The sequence below is a fragment of the Streptomonospora halophila genome (assembly GCF_039542725.1).
GTDB classification, from domain to species: Bacteria; Actinomycetota; Actinomycetes; order Streptosporangiales; family Streptosporangiaceae; genus Streptomonospora; species Streptomonospora halophila.
The window spans coordinates 211210-233851 of the sequence record NZ_BAABIK010000006.1 but is presented as its reverse complement, the minus strand read 5'-3'; the positions used below and the strand labels follow the sequence as shown (position 1 = coordinate 233851).

Sequence of the window (22642 nt, the reverse complement as noted above, 5' to 3'; positions counted from 1 at the left end):
CACGCCACGCCGTACACCCTCCGAGCAGCCCGAACACCAGGTTGGCAAAGGCTCAGTGTGCCGGGATCGAGTCGGCGGCACATTCACGGACCAGCGAGTACATTACTTTGGGAGTACGTTCTCACTGGCGAAATTGGCTGCGGCCCGCTTGAGGATCTCGTTTTCGGCTTCCAACTGCTTGTTGCGGCGGCGCAGCTCTGCCAGTTCCTTCTTTTCCGCATTTGTGGGCCGGGCGGCCTCGCCGGCCGCTTTCTCCTCGGCGGCGGCCTGGGCCACCCAGTTCTGCAGGCAGGAGCGGCTGATACCGAGGTCTTTGGCGAGCTCGACGGTGGACTTGCTGCCCTGGCGCGCCAGCTCGACAGCGCGGCGGCGGAACTCGGGCGAGTGTGGAGAGGGCATGGACGACATCCTTCCTGATGATCACGCCTGTCCTCACCTCAAGTGTCCGAGCTACGGGGGGAAGCTCAACCAAGCGCGAGAGAGTCACAGGGCGGCGCTGTGGCTCTTCATCGTGACCTGGAGCTTCCCGTCCCTTGGTGAGAAACCAGACACGGTTCCCATCTGCTGGAGCCGTGAGAGGACCTGGCGGATGGCCTCGGTGTCGGGCAGTTTGGGTCGTTTGCGATTGGCAGCGGTCAGCGTGCTGTACGGCTTACCGAGTGCATTCAGGACGGGAGCGATCTGGGTGAGGTCCCAGTGGGAAACCACGCGCCCCAGGAGGTTGAGGATCACCTGGGGGCTAGCTCCAGACGGATCAGCGCCTCGCCGTCGCGGGGAAGGTCGATGACCCGTGTCGGGGAGGGCCGGGACGCGGTACTGGGCCGCTGCTGGGGGCGTTGGTGGCGGCGCTTCTTCTTATTCTTCCCGGCGGTCATGGGTGCGTTCGGCTATTCCGGCTGGAGCCAGTCGGGCAACTCGGTGGTCTCGTCCCGCAGGTGACGGACAAGGTCGGCGACCGACTCGAAGCGGGTCTGGGGTAGGTGGCGCTCCAGGCGTTCGCAAGCCGCTCGCGCGTTGGCAGCCGATGTGCCGGTAGCCGCGGTGATCATCTCCGCAGGCCGCAGTCGGTGGCGCGGCTCTCCTTGGGCTGCCAGGGCGTCGGAGACTTCGCGGTGGATGCTGAGCAGCAGGTTCAGGCGCGGACCGTACAGTACGGGATCGCTGGTGTGCTGAGTAGAGGGGATGAAGACCACTGTGCCCCGGTAGTCGCCCGGCCCGCCGGGGGGATCAAAGATCTGCATCATGGCCGCCCCCACCGGGTTGGCCGGCGCCAGACTCCGGTCGAATGGCGCAATCCAGCGAGCCCGCAACCAGGGAAAGTCCTCCAGGAACTCAAAAGCTCGGTCGTCGACTCGTGAGGCGTGTTCCTGGGAGGTCAGGAGGTACTCCGTGGCCTCATAGTAATTGCCGCGGCGCTCGTGCAGGGCGCCGTTGGAGTCCACGACCATGTAAGTCACGGCGGAAATAGTGGGATCATAAGCGCGAGCATCGCGCCCGGCTCGGTTAGCGATTGCGGAATCTGGAGCCATGTCGTTCAAGCAGATTTACGATCCAAGGGGCGGGTTCTGACTGAAGGATCGCTGTGAGTGGATAGGTCGGTCAGGATCATGATCACGGGTTGGGGTGTTCTCGTCTCGCCCTGATCGTTCTAGTGAAGACGTATTCGTCGGTTATCCGCCCTGCCGCGAGTGCCCGTCGGTTCTTTCCCACCATGGTGCCCATCTCGGTACAGCTCGGAAGTAGCTGCCTCGACGAGATCAGTGCTTTGGATGCCGACTAAGGACCGCGGACTCGGTCGTTTCAGCGGTCGCGGAGAGTACTCCGCGGTCGACGCGGTCCTGCCAGGTATCCAATAGGAACTCGGTCAGGGCGATAGTGGTGTTGAGCGTCAGGCGTGCATGGCGCGCCAGCGCCGGGCTGGGAGCGGAACGGCCGTGGCCGGTACCGAGCTGGTTACGCATTTCGGCGAGGCCGTGGACGCTAGTGGTCAGAGTGCGGAGGATCTTCTTGACGGTCCCGCTGGCTCTGGCATCCTCGGGTATGGAATCGGAATTGAGCGCGAGCTTGTCAGACACGCGTCGATAAAGCTTGGTTAGATCGTCGCCGTCCGGATAGACCTCACCGTGGTGATCGAGGATGATCTTGCAGAGACTTTCGACTAGTTCTTTGCACGCCGAGATTGCCGCTGCCGGATCGTTTTCGATGCTGGTGTGGATACGCCTTTGGTGATCGAGTAGGACTCGCGGGTCGCTGAGCAAGGGACGTTGCTCGTAGTTCAGGTCCGGGCGTGCCCCGTGGAAGGATGCGCGCGGTCCTCCTGCGAAGATCGGTCGGTTGCTGATGGCGTCGACGGGGAAGAGCTCGAAGCCGTCAGGAGCAAGAGCCTGGTTGAAGAGCGCGAGAAGCCACTGGATCTCCTCGGGATTCCGACGGACGACCGGATGCAGCGTTTCGGCCAGGAAAGCCAGGAAGACATGGTCGGGACCCGCCCGCAAGGCGAAGCGAGGATCCTTAAATACCCAGTCACGTTCCCAGTCATCGTTGAAGATGCAATGCTGGCTGATGTCGCCGCGCGCGGTGGTGAAGCGGGGATCATAGCTTTCCAGGGCGTCAAGGTCGTAGAGGCGTTCAAGGAAGTCGACCTCGTCGAGGTCTCCCGACCACCAGATCCGTTCTAGCTGAAGTGTGTCGATGACACGGCGCCGCGTCGCCTCGGTGATCTGCCGATCGGCAGTAGTCGGCCCCGCCTGTGGCCCGCCATGACCCGCGGCGGAGGAGTATGCGCGGGGTGGGGGATGGAGGCGCAGGTCCTGATCGAGCCGATAGCCGTCGCGGGCAAGGTTCTCCCGAAGATCCGCAAGAGTATCGGTGTCCAAGGCGCCGCCGCTTCGACGGCGGTCGCGGTCAACCCGGCGGATGATGCGCTCAAACACCCGGACCGCGCGTGCGACCTGGTCGGGATCGCTCCAGTCGACGCAGTTGGCATAGGAGTCGAAGACGCGCCGACGGACGCTACTTCCCTCCGGTGCCAGTGCGCTGGCGCTGAAGTGCTCGTCTTCCCAGTATTCGCTGATCGCAGCTTGCGCAAGTTCTGCGACCAGTTCGCGCACGGCGGTGCGTGCCGCGCGATTGAGGAGATCACGGCTGGGGACCATACTCCGACATTACGGGTTCCCGACGCCATGTCGCTCCGGGATTGCCAGCCAAGACTCCAGACGGCTAAGGAAGTAAGAAGGTCTGGTCGGCGCCGTCATGGTGGCTGAGAAACTGCCACTCGTCACCTGCCGTCCCGGGGCCGCGGGCCGCCCTGAACTGACTCATTCCGCGACGTCGCCCCCCGCCGTTACTCTGGCTCCAGAACTTGGTGGATCCCCCTCGCGTGCCTTCAGCGCGCCGGCAGCACAGTTGGGAACGGGACGCAGTGACGACGACCGTGCATGACATCATCGACTCCCTCCGTCAGCAGGCCACGAGCAATCACGAGCGCGGCAGTCTGTTCGAGAGCCTGATGGTGGCCTATCTGCGCACCGACCCTGTCTATGCGAACCACTTCACCGACGTGTGGCGCTGGGCCGACTGGCCGGACGCGCCCAGCAAGAACGACGACGGCATCGACCTGGTCGCCACGACAGTGGACGGCGGCCACTGCGCCATCCAGTGCAAGTTCTACGAACCCGAGCACACGCTGCAAAAGGCCGACATCGACTCGTTCTTCACCGCCTCGGGACGGTCGCCCTTCACCGAGCGCATGATCATCTCCACCACCGACAAATGGGGCCACAACGCCGAGAAGGCGCTGCAACAGCAGCAGATCCCCGTCTCCCGCCTAGGCTTGGACGATCTCGCCGACAGCCCGATCGCTTGGGAGCAAGTGTGGCCGCGCATCGGCGTGGATGTAACGCTTCCACTTAACCCGCCCCAGGAGCTGCGAGAGCACCAGCGCGAGGCACTCGACGCGGTCGCCGATGGCTTCGCTGCCCATGACCGCGGCAAGCTCATCATGGCCTGCGGCACCGGCAAGACCTTCACCTCGCTGAAGATCGCCGAACACCTCGCTGCCGACAAGCCCGCCGGGGAACCGGCGCGCGTGCTCTTCCTGGTCCCCTCGATCTCGCTGCTGTCGCAGAGCCTGCGCGAGTGGAACGCCCAGTGCGCCATGAACCTGCGCAGCTTCGCCGTGTGTTCCGACGCCAAGGTCTCTAAGCAGCGCGTCGACAACGACCTGCAGGACATGAGCACCCACGATCTCGCGCTGCCGGCCACCACCGACGCGGCCACCCTGCTGGCGCAGATGCGCGCGTCGCACGGCGAACACCGAAGCGGACTGGAGGTGGTGTTCTCGACCTACCAGTCGATCCAGGCCGTCCATGAGGCCCAGGAAGCCGGAGTGGGCGCGTTCGACCTCGTGATCTGCGACGAGGCCCACCGCACGACCGGCGTCACCCTCGCCGGCGAGAACGAGTCCCACTTCGTCAAGGTCCACGACAACAGCTACCTGCGTGCCCACCGGCGCCTGTACATGACCGCCACACCCAAGCTGTTCGACGACAACGTCAAGACCACCGCCAAGGAGAACGACGCCGAGCTGTGCTCGATGGACGACGAGACCCTCTTCGGTCCCGAGTTCTACCGGCTCGGCTTCGGCGAAGCCGTTGAGAGAGAGCTGCTGACCGACTACCGGGTGCTCATTCTCAACGTCGACGAGACGTTCCTGTCCACTACCCTGCAGTCCCAGCTCTCCGAGGACGGCGAGCTGAACATCGACGACGCCGCGCGCATCGTCGGCTGCTGGAATGGCCTGGCCAAACGCGGCGGGAATACTCCCGACGGACAGGGCTTCAAGCCGGGTGAGGCGCCAATGCGCCGCGCTGTGGCCTTCGCCCGCAACATCGCCGACTCCAAGCACATCACCGACCAGTTCGAAAACGTCGTCGACGGGGTCAACGAGGAGAACGACAAGGCCGGCGAACCGCGGCTGCGCTGCGAGGTCCAGCACATCGACGGCAGCGCCAACGCTCTGACCCGCAATCGGCGCTTGGACTGGCTCAAGGCCGAACCGGACGAGGGCACATGTCGAATCCTCTCCAACGCCCGCTGCCTGTCCGAGGGCGTGGACGTGCCAGCCCTCGATGCGGTGTTGTTCCTGCACCCGCGCAACTCGGTGGTCGACGTCGTCCAGTCGGTCGGCCGGGTGATGCGTACCGCAGATGACAAGGAGTACGGCTACATCATCCTGCCCGTGGGCATCCCCACGACCGAAAAACCGGAGAAGGCGCTCAACGACAACAAGCGCTTCAAGGTGGTCTGGCAGGTCCTACAGGCTCTGCGCGCCCACGACGACCGGATGAACGCCACCGTCAACCAGATCGACCTCAACCGCAACAAGCCCGACAACATCCTGGTCAACACCGTCACCGGCGAGGACTTCGACGGCACCCGCGACGGCCTCGCCGGCGAGGGCGACGACAACTCCCAGACTGGCGGCGACGATGGCACCGAAACGACCAAAGCCGTCCAGGACATGATCGCCTACCCCTGGGGCGAGCTCCGCGAGGCGATCTACGCCCGCATCGTCACCAAAGTCGGCGAACGCCACTACTGGGAAGACTGGGCCGACGACATTGCCGACATCGCCCAGCGCCACGTCACCCGCATCAACACGGCCATCGCCGATCCCGACTCCGACAAGGCCCACGCCTTCGAGCAGTTCCTGGCCGAGCTACGCGCCAACCTCAACCCGGGCATCACCCACGCCAACGCCGTCGACATGCTCGCCCAGCACATGATCACCAAACCGGTGTTCGACGCGTTGTTCGCCGACTACGCCTTCTCCACCCAGAACCCGGTGTCGCTGGCGATGGAACAGATGCTCACCCAGCTGGAGGACGAGGCCATCGGCAACGAGGCCGACACTCTTGAGGGGTTCTACGCCTCGGTGCGCAAGCGCGCCGAAGGCATCGACAACCACGAGGGTCGCCAGCGAGTCATCACCGAGCTGTATGAGCGCTTCTTCAAGAAGGCGCTACCCAAGACCGCGGAGTCCTTCGGGATCGTCTACACGCCGGTCGAGGTCGTCGACTTCATCCTGCGCGCCACCAACCAGGCTCTCTACAAGCACTTCAACGAGACCCTCTCCGGCGAGGGCGTGCACATCATCGACCCCTTCACCGGCACCGGAACGTTCATCGTGCGGCTGCTGCAGTCCGGCCTGATCAAGCAGGATGACCTGCTGCGCAAGTACACCCAGGAACTGCACGCCAACGAGATCGTGCTCCTCGCCTACTACATCGCCGCAGTCAATATCGAGGCCGCCTTCCACCAGCGCCACCAGGGCGACTACGTGCCCTTCGAAGGGATCGTGCTCACCGACACCTTCCAGCTGGCCGAGGACACCGGCGCCCTCGAAGCGGTCATGTTCGGCGACAACAATGAGCGCGTGCGCCAGCAGCAGTCCCAGGACATCCGGGTGGTGATCGGTAACCCGCCCTACTCGTCCGGCCAGACCAGCCAGAACGACAATAACCAGAACCAGAAGTATTCACACCTGGACGGGCGGATCACCGACACCTACGCGGCCAAGTCCAGTGCGCAGAACAAGAACTCGCTCTACGACTCCTACATCCGCGCGATCCGCTGGGCCTCGGACCGCGTCACCGACAACGGTGTGATCTGCTATGTGTCCAACGGCGGCTATATCGACGGCAACACCGCCGACGGACTCCGCAAGAGCCTGGCCGATGAGTTCAGCACGATCTACTGCTTCAACCTGCGCGGCAACCAGCGCACCGCCGGCGAGCAATCGCGTATGGAAGGCGGTAAGGTGTTCGGTTCCGGTAGTCGCAGCACCGTCGCTATCCTCCTGCTGGTCAAGGACAGTACATCTGTCGGGTCGTGCCGGCTATTCTACGAAGACATCGGTGATTACCTCACTCGCGAGCAGAAGCTGAGCATCGTCGCCGAGAGCAATCTGGACACCATCAATTGGCAAGAAATTAGACCGACCCACGAGGGTGACTGGGTCAACCAGCGCGATCCGCAGTTCTCCGCGCACCTACCCGTGGCAGGCGAAGAAATTGAAAAAGGCATCTTCGTATCACACTCGCGTGGACTAGAAACAACGCGCGACGCATGGGTATACAACTATAGCGAATCCCATGTTCTGAAGAATATGGAACGCATGATCGATTTCTATAATATGCAAATCGATGCGTTCCATAATTACTGTGAATCGAATGGCATTAGTAGGCCATCTGCGCAAGATGTGGGTGGGTTTCTAGATAACGATCCAACTAAGATTAGTTGGTCTTCTAGTTTAATGTCGAAAGCGCAGCGAGGTATCCGGGGGTACTTCTCTGGGGAAAACGTCAGGAAGGGGGTGTATCGCGTATTTTCTAGCCAGAATGTCTATTTTGATGGCATGTTTAATCATCGTACGGGTGTGTTGTCGAAATACTTTCCGTTTTCTGGGGTTGACAACTTTGGTTTCTACTATGTGGGCGCGGGATCGGCTGTTCCGTTCTCGGTGTTGATGATCGATGGCCTCCCGGACCTTCACGTGACTGGCGCGGGAAGCGGAGGCCAATTCTTTCCCAGGTATACCTACCGCGAGACAGGCTCTGGTAACGACCTGTTCAGCGCCGCAGAGGAGTCTGGCTTCGAGCGCCTCGACAACATCACCGACGCGGGATTGGCCTCCTTTCAGAAGAGCTACGGTCCTCTGGTCTCCAAGGACGACGTCTTCTATTACGTCTACGGGCTCCTGCACTCACCCGACTACCGCACGCGGTTTGCGGCCGATCTCCGAAGGTCGCTTCCTCGCATCCCGATGGTTGCTGACTTCAACAGTTTCGCTGATGCTGGCCGTGCGCTCGCCAAACTTCACGTGGGCTACGAGAGCGTGACGCCCTATCCACTGGAAGAAAAAGTCACGTATTCCACGCCAGTGCCGCGGGACGAGCTGTACCGCGTGGAGAAGATGAAGTTCAAGAGCAAGGAAGACCGCTCGACAATCGTCTACAACAACCGAGTGACGGTCAGCGGAATCCCCGAAGAGGCCCACCGCTACCAGTTGGGTGCCCGCTCGGCTATCGAGTGGATCATCGATCGCTACCAGGTCAAGACCGACAAGGCAAGCGGGATCGTGAACGACCCCAACGACTGGTCGGACGACCCTCGCTACATTCTCGACCTACTCGGTCGGATCGTCACGGTCAGCCTGGAGACGATGAAGATCGTCGACGACCTCCCGCCCTTGGAGATCTTGGACCAGCAGTAGCAGCGTTCACGTCCGAGCCCTCATCGCCTGCGGCGGTTGGGAGCCGCGATGAACCGGGCTGAGAAAGCCGGCATCGATGCCGCGCGGCGAATCCATCGAACTACGAGTACTTGCCAGGGATGCCACGTTGACTGAACACCCAATCCGCACCCGCTTCGCGCCGTCCCCGACCGGCATGTTCCATGTGGGCAGCGCCCGCTCCGCCCTGTTCAACTGGGCGCTGGCCCGGCAGCAGGACGAGGGCAGGTTCGTGCTGCGCATCGAGGACACCGATGCGGCGCGCAACAAGCCGGAGTGGACCGAGGGGATCGTCCAGGCGCTGGCCTGGCTGGGCATCGGCGATTCCGACCCGCACTTCGAGGGCCCCTACTTCCAGTCCTCCTACGCCGGAAAGCACCGCGAGACCGCCGAGCGGCTCTACAAGGAAGGGCGCGCCTACTACTGCGACTGCACCCGCGAGCAGGTGCAGGAGCGGAGGGACAACCCCAACCTGGGCTACGACGGCTTCTGCCGCGACCGCGGGCTGGAACCCGGCCCCGGCCGGGCGCTGCGGTTCCGGGTGCCCGAGGGCGGTCCGACCGTGGTCGAGGACGCGATCCGCGGGCGGGTGGAGTTCGACCACACCTCGATCGAGGATTTCGTCATCGCCCGCGCCGACGGGTCGCCCTTGTTCGCTCTGGCCAACGTCGTCGACGACGTCGAAATGGGCATCACCCAGGTGGTGCGCGGTGAAGAACACCTGTCCAACACCCCCAAGCAGCAGCTGCTGTGGCAGGCGCTGGGACACACGCCACCGGGGTGGGCGCACCTGCCGGTGATCGTGAATGAGAAGCGGCAGAAGCTGTCCAAGCGCCGCGACAAGGTCGCCCTGGAGGCTTACCAGCAGGAGGGCTTCCTGCCCGAGGCGATGGTGAACTACCTGATGCTGCTGGGGTGGTCGCCGGGCGAGGATCGCGAGATCATGCCGTGGTCACAGATGGAGCCGTTGTTCGCTGTCTCCGACGTCAACAGCTCCAGCGCGTTCTTCGACGAGAAGAAGCTGCGCGCCTTCAACGGCGAGTACATCCGCGCGCTGGCGACGGAAGAGTTCATCGACCGCTGTCGGCCGTGGCTGGATCCCGAGGTGGCGCCGTGGCCGGAGGAGGGCTACGACGAGGACGCCTTCCGCGCGATCGCGCCGCTGGCCCAGAGCCGGGTGGCGGTGCTCAGCGAGATCGTGGCCAACGTCGACTTCCTGTTCCTGGACGAGCCCGTCTTCGACGAGCAGTCGTGGACCAAAGCGATGAAACCCGGGGTGGGCGCCGAGATGCTCTCCGCCGCGCTGGAGCGCTTCGCCGATCCCGGGCTTGCCTGGGAAGCCGAGGCGCTGAAGACCGCTCTGGAGGAAGTGGGCCAGTCCCACGGGTTGAAGTTGGGCAAAGCGCAGGCGCCGGTGCGTGTGGCGGTCACCGGCCGCTCGGTGGGCCTGCCGCTGTTCGAGTCGTTGGAGCTGTTGGGGCGCGGCCGCACGCGTCAGCGCATCGATGCGGCGCTGGCGCGGCTCAACGCCTGACGGGCCGCGATGAGTCTGGCTTTGAGAAGTTCGTCCGGCAGCCGATCCACGCCCGGGCCGAGCCCGGGCAGGTTGGTCTCGCCGGTAAGGACCCAGGCCAAGTCCGGAGGTGGCGGCGCCTCGGCTTCACCGCGCAGGCGCCGCTCCAGCCACCTGACGGCTTCGGCGGCGCGTGGAGGCGGTGGCTCGTATGCGTGTGTCCCCTCGTCGAGCAGGGCGCAGAGCCGCCGCTGGTGGGGCAGTGGCCGCCGGTAGTGGTCGACGACCCAGTCGAGCACGCGCGGGTGGGCGGTTGCTCCCGCCCGGCGGAGTTCGTCGCGGGCGATGCTGTTGTGCAGGGCTCCGGAGAGTTTGCGGTCCAGTGCCGCCAGGCGCTGCTGGTCGAATCGGGCATCCGACCCCGCCGGCAGGGGATCGCGTAGCCGGGCCGCCAGTTGGGTGAACGTCTGCGGCCCGGCACCGGGGGTAGGGGCGAGGAACGGTTCCGCCAGGTACCACCGCAGGGCGGAAGGCCGAATGCCTGCTTCGATCAGGGCGGCGACGCGGGATGGTGCGTGGTCGGTGTCTCGGAGCCGGGGGAGGAAGAGGAATGCCGGGAGGCGGGCTGCGTCCAGCAGCTGGAACAAGCGCACTTGGATGGCGGTGGCATTGGTTTTGTCCGAGCCGCGCACGATCAGTGTCGTGTGCTGGTGGAGGTCGTCGACGACGCTGGCGAGGTGCCACAGGGCACGGCCGTCGGAGCGGAGAAGGCGCACGCGGGCTTGGGCTGGTTGGAGCTGGACACGGGTGTTGACGGCGGCGTGAGTCGTGGCCCCTTCCGGATCCTGGCCTCGGCGTTTCAGGACGTGGTCGGCGGCGGCGATGTCCAGGCAGGCGGTGCCGCCCTCGTCGCGGATGACGCCCGACTCCTGTAAGTGGGCCAGCGCTTGACGGTAGCGGGGTGCGCCGTGGCTTTGGCGCAGGTCGGCGTCGGTGACGGGGATCTGAGCCACATCAGCGAGTTCGGTGAGGAGGTCGGGTTCATGCCGCCGGTCGGTGCGGGAGGGGTCGGTGTCGTCCCACCGCACGCGGACCTGGGCGGTGGCACCGGTGCGTGCGGCGGCGGCGTGGGCGGCCAAGGCGGTCAGTAGGTGGGTACGGAGCACGCCGACGCGAAACGAGGCGTGGTTGGGCGAGACGCCCAGGCGCGTACGTACGGGCTCGGCCCCCTCAAGGGCCGTTGCGGGGGCGTTGCGTCGGCTCAGCGGTTCCATGCTCCCGTCCTCGTTCACCGGTCGAGTAGGCCGCACCACAGTGGGACGGTGGTGACGGTGGGGTGGGGGTGGCCGTGTCCGTATCGGCCGTCTTCGCCGAACTCCTCGCCGTGGTCGCTGCAGACCACTACCAGCGGGCGCCGGTGGGCGAGGTGGTCGAAGAGTCGGCCCAGCCGGGCATCGGCCCATTCCAGAGAACACCGCTGCATGTCACGCAGCGTGGCCGTTTCGGTAGCCTCAAGCGGCGGCCGATGCTCGGGGTGCGGGGTCTTGGCGTCGTGGAGGTGGTACAGGCGTTCAAGAAGCGTGGTGGTCTCCTCGGTCAGCACGGCTGCCGGGCTGGTGTAGGGGATGTGGGTGCACGGGCAGTTGATGAAGCAGAAGAACCGCCTGGCCTGCAGACACGCCTGGGCCAGTTCGTCCACGTGGGCCAGGGTCAACGAGGCCTCCCGGTCGACCACGCGCGTGGCGGCGTCGGCCGGGGAGGCCGCGTCTCGGCCGAAGTAGCGGAACTCCGAAAACCGGGTGGGCAGGCTGTTGCACGGGTTGGTGGGGTCGAAGAACGTGACGCCGCCGGCGCCGAGGACGCGATAGCTCTGGTCGGCGTAGTGATCCATCAGGGACGGTGCGCGGAACGCGATACCACCGTCGAGAGGGCGCGCCCGCGCGGCGGCGGAGCGCCAAATGCTGCCCAGGCGCTGCCCGCCGATCTCGAAGTGGCCCTCGACCGGACGGGGCAGGAATCCGGTGAACATGGCGGCGTGGGCGGGCAGGGTGAAGGTCCCCGGGCTCTCCGCCCGCTGCAGCGGCCCCAGCGCGGAAAGCGCGGGCAGGTGGGCGCCGCGTGCGGTGTCGTAGCGGCAGGAGTCCAGGGTGACCAGCACCACGTCGCGCGTGGCGAGATCAGCATCCACGCTCACGCCTCCAAGAGCAGGTCGGGGGTGCGGAACCGGTCGAGAACCGGGGTGGTCAGAAGCCACTTGGACAACCGGGAGAGCGTCGACATCTCCTCGTCGACGACGTCGGAGATGCGGCGCTGTTGTGCGGAACCGCCCTTCTCGCGGATGCGCACACCGACGAAAGACGGCGTGTCGAGCCGGTCGCCGTTGCGGGCCACCAGGACGGTGTGGTTGGGCAGTCCGATGCGGTGGGCGATCCGTTCTGCGGCGAGCGTGTAGAGCTTGCCGGCGTGGTGCAGCGGGTTCTTGCCCGCGATCGCCTCCCCGCTGCTGCCGCGGTCGGCGGCGATGATCCCGCTGGCCCGGTTGCCGCGGCCGACCAGACCGCAGTCGCCCTTGCCCAGCGAGGTGCCCCACGGCGCGAGATAGGCCCCGCCTTCCTGATCTTTGGTGTTCACGGCGATTTGCAGCCGCCACCCCGTGGCCGACTCCGCCGCGCGAGCTGAGGAGTGGGCCTCAATACGCTGGCGGGCTTCGGAGACGACCCGGGAGTACTCAGCAAGGGACGAGACGCGCTCGGGGTGGACCGGCAGGCACACGGTTATGTTCACGCAGGCGCCGGTGCGCACGAGCATGACCTTCACATCGCGCCCGGTCGGCAGGTCGGCGCCGAGCTCAGGGCCTGTCGCGAAGTTCTCCAGGCTGATGGCCAGGCGTTGCAGTGCCGTGGCGGGGGCGTAGGCCGAGCAGAAGACGGTGTCGTTGGCGCGCAGACCGTCGGTGTAAGACATGTCACCACCCTGTGACGGGCGGTAGAAGGCGGCAGGATGGTCGGCGGCGATGCCTGCGGTGTTTTCCACTGCCGGCTCGACGTGGGAGGCGATCGAGGACGCGCCGGTGGCAGACGGTAGGAGGTCATGGACTGCGCCGCGGAAGAGTTCTTCGATGGGAATGGGTTGATTACCGACGGTTCTGGTGATCTTGCCGAAGAGGTGGGCCTGCACCGCGCTTTCGATGGAGTAACCGCCGAAACGCACCTCGGAGCGTGCTCCGACGAGCGTGGTCTTATCGACCCAGTGATTGGGAATATCACCGAAGGTCTCCAGGCCGTGTAGGGAGTACCTCTGGGAGAAGGCTTCGGCGAGCAGGTCGGCAAGTGAGTCCGGATGGCCGATGCCTTTGCGCTCGATGACCTCGACTCCACCGGCGGGCGCAACTTCTTGTAGACCATCGCTGACCTGGATGTGCACGAAAGCTCCTGGTGCTTATAGCTGATTGGGACAGCGTGCGCGGTGATCAGGGAGACAGACGCGAAAGGGGGCAGAACCGACCAAGCAAGTAGAAACATATGTGAATGGTGCAGCATGTGTCTATCGATTGCTATATCGTTATGAGCGGGCAAGGCATGAGACGGTCAAGAAAATAGCCTGGTGACTGCGTCCTCACGGTGCTAAATGATCTTTGGGATGCGCCAGGGGGGTCTGAGTGCTGAGGGGTTCTGACGAACGTTGTTGGCGGGGGCGACATCCAGCTGAAAACAAGGGGATACGAGTCGCAGCAGGGCAGACGGACATGATCGTTTCGTCGCCACGCGTGGGTGAGGCGGCGGAGACACGCCTTCGCCGCTGTAGCCTGTCCGGCTATGACTGAGCAGACGGGCGGAAGCGTGCAGCGGCGTGCGGCGCGGGCCATTCTGGTCGATGAGCAAGGGTGTCTGTTGCTGATTAAGCGGACGAAGCCGAATGAGTCGCCGTATTGGACTACCCCAGGTGGCAGTGTCGAGGACTCAGACGAATCGGTCGAGGCAGCCTTGCATCGTGAACTCGCCGAGGAGTTGGGCGCGACAGCGGTAGTCGCCTCGCACGTGTTCCTGTTCAGCTACGCCGGCGAAGACGGGGACGTCGTGCACCACTTCTTCATTTCCCGGTTGTCGGCATTGGACGCATCCGCCCGGACCGGAGCGGAGTACAGCGACCCGGAACGCGGTGGCTACGAACTCGACCGGGTCGCGCTGCGTGGCGATGCGCTCGCCGCGGTCGACCTCAAGCCGGCTCCGTTGAAGGAGTTCGTACTGGCCAACCGGGCGGCGCTGCTCACCGAAGCGGCCTCCGTCGCCTGATGGCTTCCCGCCCCACCGCCATGCTGCCCCTGCGCCGCAGGCACGGCCACACCACCGCAACCGGGAAGCCCAGCCCCGTGCTGATCGATATCTACACCGACTGCAACGAACACGTGGGTACCGCGGACAAGAGGATCGCCCACGAGCGCGGCCTGTGGCACCGCACCTTCTCCTGTCTGGCCTTCAACCCCGACACAGCGACCGTGCTGCTGCAGAAGAAGAGTTCCGGACGCTACGTCTTCGACCGGCCTGACTACGCCGACTTCCACTGTCGGCGGTTATTACCAGGCCGGTGAGGCCGTCCCCGAGGGCGTGCGGGAGCTGGGTGATGAACTCGGACTCGACACGCCCTACGCCGAGCTTCAGCCGCTGGGGATCCGCCAAACCGCCGTCACTCTCGCCCCCGACTGGATCGAGCACGAGTTCCAGTTCTGGCACCTGATTCCCCTCGGCCTCGACGTGGCCGACATCCCCGGAGGACATCGAAGCCTCCGGGCTCGTCGAAGTCGCCTCGACGACGCCATCGCCCTGGTCCGCGGCGAGACCACCGAGGCGCCCGCCCGGCACCTGGTGCGCGAGGGCTGGCACGGTCATCGCCGGATCCGGGACGGCGCGCTGAGGCGGGAGGACCTGATCCCGGGCTACCGCAGCGTCGATCAGCTGTACCTGCGGATGTTCATCGCCGCCCGACGCTACCTCAGCGGCGACTGCACACCTGTTCTGGTGAACGGGAGTGCGAGCCCGGGAAGCGTCGGCAGGGCACACCCGGCGCGCGTGGCCTACAGGTCGATTCCGATCACGATCCCGGCGTGGTCGCTGGCCGTCTCCACCCGTTCGTAGGTGGCGAGCTTCGCGGCCAGCGGCGATGTCACCAGCGCTTGGTCAACGCGGATGCCGCCGCGGCCCGTCGGTGCGTACAAACGGGTGTCACCGGATTTCTGGGCGAGGTGGTCGGCTGCGTCCACCAGCCCGGCACGGTGCAGGCGGTGGGCCACACGCCGGTCGGGCTGGTCGTCGCTGTCCCAGCGTGCCGCCCGGTCCAGCGGCTTCACGGCCGCCGGATCGGGGACCCTACCGCCGTCGCGCAAGGGGTGGGTGTTGATGTCGCCGATCATCACCCCGTATGCGCTGTAGCGCGTGATGCGGTCGGCCACCCGCATCGCCTCGTCGATCGCCGCTTCGGCGCTGGTGGTGGTCAGGTGGGTGCTGGCCACGGCCAGCCGCTGGGACCAGCCGTCGACGTCGAAGAGCGCGACTCCCAGGCCGGTGTAGGTCTCCTGGGTGTAGGCGTCGGCCCACCCGCACTGAGCCATGGCCTCGGGTCGGTAGAAGACGGCGTTGCCGCCGACCGCGCGGCCGCGCACGAGCCCGGCCAGGCGCATGCCGAGGTCCTGTTCGGCGCGGTAGACCTGGGCGCGGAGGTGGTCGCTCCAGCCGTGGCACTCCTGCAGGCACACGATGTCGGGCTGCACCGAGCGGAGATCGGCGGCGATGGTCGGCCACCGGTCGTCGGGGCGGCCGTCGCCGGTCTGGATGCCGCCGTGTTTCAGGTTCTGCGACGCGATGCGGATCTGTTTCGAGGGCGGTGTCATGGATGCTTCCTGTGGTGGGAAGTTCGGCAGCGAGGTCGATGAAGGCAGGGGTGCGGAGGGTCCCCGCGCGAGGGGGTGGGCTTCGTGCGGGGACCGCGGCGTGGGTGCTCAGCCCATGTAGGTGGCGACGGGCGGCCAGGCGATCACCAGGAGGGAGTAGGCGCCGTTGTAGGCGGCGTGGGCGCAGATGACGGGCCATAGCCGCCCGGTGCGCCGATACAGCCACAGCACCAGCAGCGCCTCGGGGATCAGCAGCAGCACCACGGGCCCGTAGTAGGCGTGGTAGGCCACCTTGGCGATCGCCCCGACCGTGTAGATTTCGGCGGCCGGTCGGTGGGCCGCACTGAGCAGGATCACCAGCACCGCCACGACGACGGGTTCCTCGATGGGGGCGGTGGTGAACTGGGTCGGTCCCAGCAGCCCGACGATCCACATGGCATCGCTGCGGTTCTCGATGGCGAACCCGCCGGCCAGGCCTGCGGGCACGAGTTGGCCGATGACGGAGGAGGCCACCATCCAGGCTGTCATCCCGGCCAGCGCCCAGGCGAACACGGTCCGGGCCTGGCGGCGCGCTCGCCGCTTGTTCTCCGGGGCGGGGGCCGAGGGCGGTTCGGGAGCGAACAGGTCGCGCACGCGGATGCGGCGCCGCCAAGCCACCAGCAACACGATCGCGGTGACCACGAGAAGGAGCACAGCGTGCTGGATCCACCCGGGCAGCGCCTGTGACCAGAAGTTCTCGGCTGTGGGCGGGTGGGTGACCGGTGCGGTGCCGCCGAAGAGGTAGGCCGCCACGATGCCGACCAGCGAGTAGCCGAAGGTCGCAAGGTAGGCCGCGGCGAGGGCGGTGTAGGCGAGCCAGGCCGGCATCGGCCGGGAGCGGGGCAGGGCAGAGGCGGGTGTGGGTTCGAGCAGCAGGCGCCGCCACCCGCGCACCGGCGGGTCGGAGGTCCTTGCGGGGGCGGTGGCGGTTGAGGGGGGTGTCGTCACGATCGGTCTCTGTCTCGACAGTGGTGGAAGAAGGGCTCGGAGTCGCTCGGGCACGGGAGTGGGGTGCTGGTTCTCCCGCGGGCGGGGCGCGGATCGGTGGGATGGTGCTCACCACCAGCCGGCCAGGTACGCCAGCGCGGCGATGACGCCCAGCACGACGGCGGTGGCGGGAAACAGCACGTGGTAGAAGGCTTTGTCCGCGCCGTCGTGGCGGGCTCGTCCGGCGAAGGCGCCGATGAGCAGCACCCCGAGTGCAACGGCGGCGATCACAGTGGCGGGCAGGCTCATGAGCGTCGCGTAAGGGCGGCGGTGGCGGGGACCCGCCGGTGGTCGGTCTGTTGCAGCCCTAGGGCGGGGATGTGCACGCGGTAGATGCCGGGGACCAGTTCCGCGAGGTTGTGGCGCAGGAGCGGTGGCGGACCGGCCATGGAGGACCTTTCGTAGTAGGGGAGGCACTTTCGGTGCCGGCGGGCTGGATCGGCAAGAAGGGCCCCGCCTTTTCAGAGAGAAGGGCCAGGGCGCGGGGACGCACCGCGGGGCTGGGAGCAAGCAGTGCGGCATCCCGGGGGTGCAGGACGGCACTGCAGAGCGCCCCCGGAAGACACACGGCCGCGGTGTGTGTGGGCGTGGCCGTGTTCGTCAGCGGCGGCTAGTGAGTCGGGCGAGGCCGCCCAGTCCCCACGCCTGCTCAGCAGGGATCGGGGTCTCGTCGTCGGTCATCGGGGTGAGGCGGCTGCGCCAAGTGCCGATGTGGGCTAATCCGGGCGGGTCGACCATCTCCAGCCCGTCGAAGAAGCGGGCGATCTCAGCATGGGAGCGGGCGCGCAGCGCCGAGGTGGCGGATTCGTAGAAGTGTTCCAGGGCGGCTGCGCGGTCGGGGGCGGTGTCGGACTCGACGTGGCTGATCGTGACGTAGGAGCCGGTCGGCAGGTGGTCCAGGTAGCGCTGCAGCAGCCCGGCGGGGTTCTCGTCGTCGGTGAGGAAGTGCAGCATCGCCACCAGGAGCAGCCCGACCGGCCGCTCCAGGTCGAGGCGGTCGACAAGCTCGGGGTGGGCGAAGATCGTTTCCGGGTCGCGCATGTCGGCTTGGACGACCCCGGTGATGTCGGGCTCCTCGGCCAGCAGCGCTTCGGCGTGGACCCGCACCGTGGCGTCGTAGTCGACATAGACCACGCGCGCGCCGGGGTGGTGGTGGCGGGCGACCTCGTGCACCGGGTTCTGGGCGGGCAGCCCGGAGCCGATGTCGAGGAACTGGTCCACCCCTTGGCGCGCCATGTGGTCCACAGTGCTGCCGAGGAACCGCCGGTTGGCGCGCGCCATCGGTTTGATCTCGGGGACTTCGGCCTCGATCTGTGCAGCCAGGTCCCGGTCGACGGGGTAGTTGTTTTTGCCGCCGAGGTAGACGTCGTAGAGGCGGGCGGGGCTGGCCACGGTGGGCAGCGCGAAAGTCGGCTCAGGGCCGGTGTTGTTCATCGGGGGCCTTTCCTGCAGTAGGGGGAGGAGCCGGTGGGGCGCCAGGGGCTGGCCGAGCGCCCCACCGGGACCGGGACCGGCTCGACGCGCTGTCTCCCCTGGGGCCGGCGCCGATACGGATCGACGGGTGTATCGGCGCGGCCGGCGCGGAGCACGTGGCCCGGTCGTCTCAGCGGTGGCCGTGGTCAGGCGGCGATCATGGAGGCGCCGCGGCCGACATGGCGGGCCAGGATTACCTTCAGCGTGGCGGGGTGGTGCATGAGCAGGCTGGGGGCCGGGCCGGGGCGCTCGCCCCACAGGTGCAGGTCGGGCAAGCGTTCGAAGACGGCGGGTAGGGCGACGGCCAGCTCCATTCGGGCCAGCGGTGCGCCCAGGCAGTGGTGGGGTCCGTGGCCGAAGGCCAGGTGCGCCTGGGCCTCGCGGGTGATGTCGAACTCCTCCGCGTGTTCCCACACAGCCGGGTCGCGGTTGGCGGCCAGGTAGGCCAGCAGCAGCGGCTCACCCTGGTCCAGCACGACGTCACCGATCCGGACCCCGTCGCGGGCGGTGAACATCATCGGCAGAGTGGCCGCCGAGGGTTGCCAGCGCAGGATCTCCTCGATGGCCTGGGACCACGCCACCTGCCCGGTGCGGATCAGTTCCAGCTGGTCGGGGTGCTCCAGCAGCGCCTGCACCCCGCTGGTCAGCACCCCCATGGTCGTCTCATAGCCCGCGACGTAGAACAGCAGGATGTTGTCGCGCAGCTCCTTGGGGCTGAGCCGGGCGTCGTCCTCGTCGCGCACCGCGATCAGCGCGCTGATCAGGCCCTCGTCGGGGCGGGCGCGTTTGCGCTCGATCGTGTCGTCGATGAAGGCCCAGAACTCCTCCATCACCCCCGGATGGGTCCCTGACAGGGCGCGGGTGGTCAGGTCCTGGATCGCGCCCGAGTCCTGCTCCGGGATGCCCAGCAGGTCCGAGATCACCCGGATGGGCAGCGGTACCGCGAACTCGGACTTGAAATCGACCACGCGTTCAGCCGCGGCCTCCTCCCACCGGTCGAGCAGGTCGGCCACTACCGCCTCCACCTGCGGACGAAGGTGTTGGATCCGCCGGTGGGTGAAGGTCTTCTGCACCAGGCGCCGCACCCGGGCGTGGTCGGGGTCGTTGGACTGCAGCATGGAGTCCATGCCATCGAGCATCGCGACCATGGGGTTGGCCCGGTCGATGTCCCCCTCGGCCAGGGCGCGCCAGTTGGTCATGTTGCGCACGAAGGCCTCGGGCTCGTTGCGCAGCGCCTCTTTCAGCGCGTCGTAGTGGGTGATGGCCCACACCCTTATCCCTCCGGGAAGATCCACTTGAGCAAGCGGGCCATGGGCGAGGAGGTGCGGTGCGAGGTCGGCGTGGCTGGTGCCGGGTGCGAGGGCGAGGGGCGGGCGGGGCTCTGCCATGTTTGTCCCTTGGTGATCGTGGTGGGTTGGAACTGGACCGGGAGGCGTTCAAGGCCGTTGATGGTCAACGACATCCGCCGCACCAGCGCCGTGGAGTCGACGGCCAGCGCCATGTCCGGCAGCTGGGCCAGCAGCCGGTCGATGGCGTGTTCGGCGATGGTGGTGGCGATATCACGGCTGTTGTGCGGGCACTGGTGGGCGCCCACTCCCCAGGCCAGGTGGGCACGGGTGCCGGCGCCCAGGGCGTGGGTGTCGCAGGCGATGTAGGCCGGCGCCCCTTGCGGGTGGGTGATCCCGCTTTTGTCGATGAGGTCTTGGTTGGCCGACTCCAGGCCGAAGACGACCATGTCGCCTTGGTGGACGGTGTAGTCGCCGATGCGGTGCTCAGCGCGGGGCCAGCGCCCGATGAGGGTGCGCATCGGGGTGTCGCGCACGAGCGTCAGATCCAGCGCATCGGCGGTGCGGGTACGTGCCCCCCAGACCTCGCCCCGCAGCGTCCGGTCGGTCAGCAGCGCCCGCATGGTGTTGCCGATCAGGTGCGCGCCGGGATCGTGGGTGACCGAGACGACCAGGGATGCCTGGTCGGCGACTTCTTCGTCGGTGTGTCCTGCGTCGATCAGGCCGGCGATCACCCCGTCGCCCGGCACGTCCCGCTGGTGCTTGGCTGACTCCGCCAGCACGGCATAGAGGTCGTACCAACCGGCCAGGGCGTCGCCGCCTCCGCCGCCGTCCCACAGTTGGCGCATGGCCGTACACGCCCGGGCACCGGTCTCGTCGTCGAGGCCGAGCAAACGGGTCAGGGCCATCGCCGACAGCTGTGCGGCGTAGTCCTCGATGAGATCGGCCCACCCGCGGGCAGCGAAGCGCGCGACGAGTAGGTCGGCAGCTTCGCCCACCTCGGCGATCAGTCGGCGTTGGTCGATCGCGCCCAACGCGTTCTCCAGCGCCTGGCGGTAGTGGCGGTGGCGGGCTCCGTCGTGGTGGCGGGCGTTGTCGCGGGGGCGGTAGATGGCCTTGAGTCCCGAGGTTTCGGGCACGGTGCCGTCGGTGCCTTCGCGCCACCACCGTGGGTCTACCGAGTAGACCTCCAGCGGGTCGCGGAACACCTGCTTGTTGGTCTCCCAGCTGAGTAGCAGCCAGGCCCGGGTGTAGGGGTCGAGCATGACCGGGGCGATACCGGAGGGGTAGCGGGCGCGCAGGCTGGGCCAGAGCTCGGCGGGTGGGCCGGTGTGGGCATACAGCGGGAAGGGTTTGATCGTCATCAGGGGCACCAGTTGGTCAGGGGGAGGGCCGGACGGGTGTCGAGGGCTCGGGTCAGGTTTCGCCGGCGGCGCGGCGGAGCAGGTCCTCGAAGCCAGCCACGGTGTCGGTGAGGCTCTCGGCGGGATCCGCCTCGGGCCCCTCAGCCATGGACACGGCGGCGATTTGCGCGTCTTGGGAGGCCAGGCGCCAGCTCAGCTCCTGCGCGCTCGGGGCGGTCACGGTCCCCAACAGCCCCAGGTCGGCATGGTGCGGGGGCAGAGTTCGCCGGGCCGTGAACGTTGCGCCCAGGGAGCCGATCTCGTAGCTGAGGCGCCAGCGCGGGTGGGCGTCCTCCAGGTCGGCGATCACCGCGGCGACCTCGGCATCGTGGTCCAGGGCGAGGGAGCCGCGGCTGAGGTTGATCAAGCGTTGGGCGAGGCTCTCCTGGATGTCCAGGCGCCGACGCATCTCCTGCTCGTCAGAGGCTGCCGCGGCGAAGGCCTCGGGGCCGTCGTCGGTGGGCACCGGGCGGCGGGCGAGGAAGATCCCACCCGGGGCGGCCGCGGTGGCGTGGTGGGTGACGGTCCACTGCGGGTAATCACGACGCAGACGCGCCACGACGCCGGCGATGTCGACGCGGTTCACTGGGCACCCGCCAGCCCTGCGCCGCTGCCGATCGCGACCGGCAGCACCGTGGGGTCCTCGTCCGCGGCGGCGGCCGTTGGGGTCCGCGTCGAGGAGGCGGAACCGGGGACGGTTCGTGCGGGGTAGACCATTGCGTGCTCCTTGCGTCGAGGGGGTCATGCGGCGGCGGGCTCCAGATGCACCGGCAGCGCGGCGGGGGAGTTGATGAACACCGACCCCAGCCGCGGCGGGGCGGGCTCGACCCGGCGGGCCCGAGGGAACCGGGCGAACAGAGTGGACAGGCCGATCTCCAGCTCAGCGCGCGCCAGCGCGGCCCCCAGGCACACGTGGGGCCCGTGGCCCAGGCCGAGGTGGCGAGGCCGCATCGCTCCCAGATCCAGGGCCTGGGCCTCGCCGTAACGGGCGGGGTCGCGGTTGGCGGCCAGATAGCACAGCAGCACCGCCTCACCCGCGGCGATGGTGTGGCCGGCGACGGTGACGTCCTCGGAAGCGAAGAGGAACGGCAGCGTGGCGACGCTGGTCGCGGCGCGCAGGATCTCCTCCACGGCCGCCAGCCAGGCCGCCTCGCCCGCACACAACCGCGCGAGTTGCTCAGGGGAACCCAGCAGGGTTTCGATGCCGTTGGCCAGCGCGGAGGCGGTGGTCTCATAGCCGGCGGTGAGCAGCAGCCACAGGGTGTCGCGCAGCTCGCGGGTGCTCAGCCGCTCGCCGCCCTCACGGGCCCCAATGAGCGCCGAGACCACGTCGGAACCGGGCATGTCCTGTTTGGCGGCTATCACCTCGTCGAGGTAGGCGTCGACCTCGGCCCGCATCGCCCGCACCTCGTCCGGGGGCGCGGTGGAGAAGGCGGTGTCGACCATCGCGCGGATCCGGCCGTGGTCGGTTTCGCCGATGCCGAACAGGTCCCCGAAGACCTGCTGGGACAGCGGGTAGGCGAAGGCGGCCTTCACATCCACCGGCCCTGCGGCAAGGGCGAGCTCCTCCACCAACTTCTCGGCCCGCCCACAGATCGCGGGACGCAAAGCCCCGATCCGGCCGGGCGTGAAGGCTTGGGAGATCAGTCCGCGCAGGCGCCGGTGGTCGGCGCCGTCGGCGGTGAGCATGTTGTCCAGCCCCACCATGGCCGCCACCGGGTGATCCGCGGGCACCGCTCCCTGGGCCAAGGCCGACCAGGCCCG

21 protein-coding genes are annotated in these 22642 nt (G+C 67.1%); 5 read left to right on the top strand and 16 right to left on the bottom strand.

Annotated elements, in window-relative coordinates:
- Nucleotides 1-102: 102 nt before the first annotated feature.
- The 4 genes from ABEA15_RS07890 to ABEA15_RS07875 form a co-directional block, all read right to left on the bottom strand.
- A complete protein-coding gene (locus ABEA15_RS07890) occupies nucleotides 103-399 on the bottom strand; it encodes a transposase (protein ID WP_345556089.1) in 297 nt (98 codons plus the stop codon).
- A gap of 84 nt (nucleotides 400-483) precedes the next feature.
- A complete protein-coding gene (locus ABEA15_RS07885; protein WP_345556088.1) occupies nucleotides 484-732 on the bottom strand; it encodes a hypothetical protein in 249 nt (82 codons plus the stop codon).
- Between the two features lie 155 nt (nucleotides 733-887).
- Nucleotides 888-1457: a hypothetical protein gene (locus ABEA15_RS07880; RefSeq protein WP_345556087.1), complete on the bottom strand. Its 570-nt coding sequence runs from the start codon at nucleotides 1455-1457 to the stop codon at nucleotides 888-890.
- 300 nt (nucleotides 1458-1757) lie between these two features.
- Nucleotides 1758-3155 carry an abortive infection family protein gene (locus ABEA15_RS07875; RefSeq protein ID WP_345556086.1) on the bottom strand — a complete coding sequence of 466 codons (1398 nt, stop codon included), beginning with the start codon at nucleotides 3153-3155 and terminating at the stop codon, nucleotides 1758-1760.
- Nucleotides 3156-3421: 266 nt separating this feature from the next.
- On the opposite strand from ABEA15_RS07875, the gene ABEA15_RS07870 reads away from it, so the two are divergent.
- A complete protein-coding gene (locus ABEA15_RS07870; RefSeq protein ID WP_345556085.1) occupies nucleotides 3422-8275 on the top strand; it encodes a DEAD/DEAH box helicase in 4854 nt (1617 codons plus the stop codon).
- A gap of 127 nt (nucleotides 8276-8402) precedes the next feature.
- Nucleotides 8403-9827: a glutamate--tRNA ligase gene (gene gltX, locus ABEA15_RS07865; protein ID WP_345556084.1), complete on the top strand. Its 1425-nt coding sequence runs from the start codon at nucleotides 8403-8405 to the stop codon at nucleotides 9825-9827.
- On the opposite strand, the gene ABEA15_RS07860 is transcribed toward gltX, so the two are convergent.
- Genes ABEA15_RS07860 through ABEA15_RS07850 form a run of 3 tightly spaced genes read right to left on the bottom strand, consistent with a single transcriptional unit; the run spans nucleotide 9788 to nucleotide 13229 of the window.
- Nucleotides 9788-11080: a nucleotidyl transferase family protein gene (locus ABEA15_RS07860; RefSeq protein ID WP_345556083.1), complete on the bottom strand. Its 1293-nt coding sequence runs from the start codon at nucleotides 11078-11080 to the stop codon at nucleotides 9788-9790. The genes gltX and ABEA15_RS07860 overlap by 40 nt on opposite strands.
- A gap of 14 nt (nucleotides 11081-11094) precedes the next feature.
- Nucleotides 11095-12000, bottom strand: coding sequence for a sulfatase-like hydrolase/transferase (locus ABEA15_RS07855; RefSeq protein ID WP_345556082.1), 906 nt, complete (start codon nucleotides 11998-12000; stop codon nucleotides 11095-11097).
- Complete coding sequence (locus ABEA15_RS07850) at nucleotides 11997-13229, bottom strand: methionine adenosyltransferase (RefSeq protein ID WP_345556081.1); 1233 nt, start codon at nucleotides 13227-13229, stop codon at nucleotides 11997-11999. Before ABEA15_RS07850 ends, ABEA15_RS07855 begins: the two co-directional genes overlap by 4 nt.
- Before the next feature lie 392 nt (nucleotides 13230-13621).
- Between ABEA15_RS07850 and ABEA15_RS07845 the strand changes: the two genes are divergently transcribed.
- Genes ABEA15_RS07845 through ABEA15_RS07835 form a run of 3 tightly spaced genes read left to right on the top strand, consistent with a single transcriptional unit; the run spans nucleotide 13622 to nucleotide 14938 of the window.
- Nucleotides 13622-14098 carry an NUDIX domain-containing protein gene (locus ABEA15_RS07845; RefSeq protein ID WP_345556080.1) on the top strand — a complete coding sequence of 159 codons (477 nt, stop codon included), beginning with the start codon at nucleotides 13622-13624 and terminating at the stop codon, nucleotides 14096-14098.
- Nucleotides 14098-14394 carry an NUDIX hydrolase gene (locus tag ABEA15_RS07840; RefSeq protein WP_345556079.1) on the top strand — a complete coding sequence of 99 codons (297 nt, stop codon included), beginning with the start codon at nucleotides 14098-14100 and terminating at the stop codon, nucleotides 14392-14394. Before ABEA15_RS07845 ends, ABEA15_RS07840 begins: the two co-directional genes overlap by 1 nt.
- 16 nt (nucleotides 14395-14410) lie before the next feature.
- Nucleotides 14411-14938: an NUDIX hydrolase gene (locus tag ABEA15_RS07835; RefSeq protein WP_345556078.1), complete on the top strand. Its 528-nt coding sequence runs from the start codon at nucleotides 14411-14413 to the stop codon at nucleotides 14936-14938.
- Here the strand turns inward: ABEA15_RS07835 and ABEA15_RS07830 are convergent.
- The 9 genes from ABEA15_RS07830 to ABEA15_RS07790 all read right to left on the bottom strand — a co-directional run bounded on the left by ABEA15_RS07830 (nucleotide 14878) and on the right by ABEA15_RS07790 (nucleotide 22612).
- Nucleotides 14878-15690, bottom strand: coding sequence for an endonuclease/exonuclease/phosphatase family protein (locus tag ABEA15_RS07830; protein WP_345556077.1), 813 nt, complete (start codon nucleotides 15688-15690; stop codon nucleotides 14878-14880). The two genes, ABEA15_RS07835 and ABEA15_RS07830, sit on opposite strands and share 61 nt — an antisense overlap.
- Before the next feature lie 108 nt (nucleotides 15691-15798).
- The gene (locus ABEA15_RS07825; RefSeq protein ID WP_345556076.1) at nucleotides 15799-16677 is read right to left on the bottom strand and encodes a CPBP family glutamic-type intramembrane protease; all 879 of its coding nucleotides are present in this window, start codon (nucleotides 16675-16677) and stop codon (nucleotides 15799-15801) included.
- A gap of 108 nt (nucleotides 16678-16785) precedes the next feature.
- Complete coding sequence (locus ABEA15_RS07820; protein ID WP_345556075.1) at nucleotides 16786-16965, bottom strand: hypothetical protein; 180 nt, start codon at nucleotides 16963-16965, stop codon at nucleotides 16786-16788.
- 351 nt (nucleotides 16966-17316) lie between these two features.
- Nucleotides 17317-18150, bottom strand: a complete 834-nt coding sequence (locus tag ABEA15_RS07815; RefSeq protein ID WP_345556074.1) for an SAM-dependent methyltransferase — start codon at nucleotides 18148-18150, stop codon at nucleotides 17317-17319.
- A gap of 185 nt (nucleotides 18151-18335) precedes the next feature.
- On the bottom strand, nucleotides 18336-19460 hold the full coding sequence (locus tag ABEA15_RS07810) for a cytochrome P450 (RefSeq protein WP_345556073.1): 1125 nt from the start codon (nucleotides 19458-19460) through the stop codon (nucleotides 18336-18338).
- Nucleotides 19461-19462: 2 nt separating this feature from the next.
- Nucleotides 19463-20839, bottom strand: a complete 1377-nt coding sequence (locus ABEA15_RS07805) for a cytochrome P450 family protein (RefSeq protein ID WP_345556072.1) — start codon at nucleotides 20837-20839, stop codon at nucleotides 19463-19465.
- A 52-nt stretch (nucleotides 20840-20891) separates the two neighbouring features.
- Nucleotides 20892-21464 (bottom strand): hypothetical protein, encoded by a 573-nt coding sequence (locus tag ABEA15_RS07800; RefSeq protein WP_345556071.1) that lies wholly within the window; start codon nucleotides 21462-21464, stop codon nucleotides 20892-20894.
- The gene (locus tag ABEA15_RS07795) at nucleotides 21461-21595 is read right to left on the bottom strand and encodes a hypothetical protein (protein WP_345556070.1); all 135 of its coding nucleotides are present in this window, start codon (nucleotides 21593-21595) and stop codon (nucleotides 21461-21463) included. The genes ABEA15_RS07800 and ABEA15_RS07795 overlap by 4 nt, the downstream gene beginning before the upstream one ends.
- A 24-nt stretch (nucleotides 21596-21619) precedes the next feature.
- Complete coding sequence (locus ABEA15_RS07790) at nucleotides 21620-22612, bottom strand: cytochrome P450 (protein WP_345556069.1); 993 nt, start codon at nucleotides 22610-22612, stop codon at nucleotides 21620-21622.
- Between the last annotated feature and the right edge of the window lie 30 nt (nucleotides 22613-22642).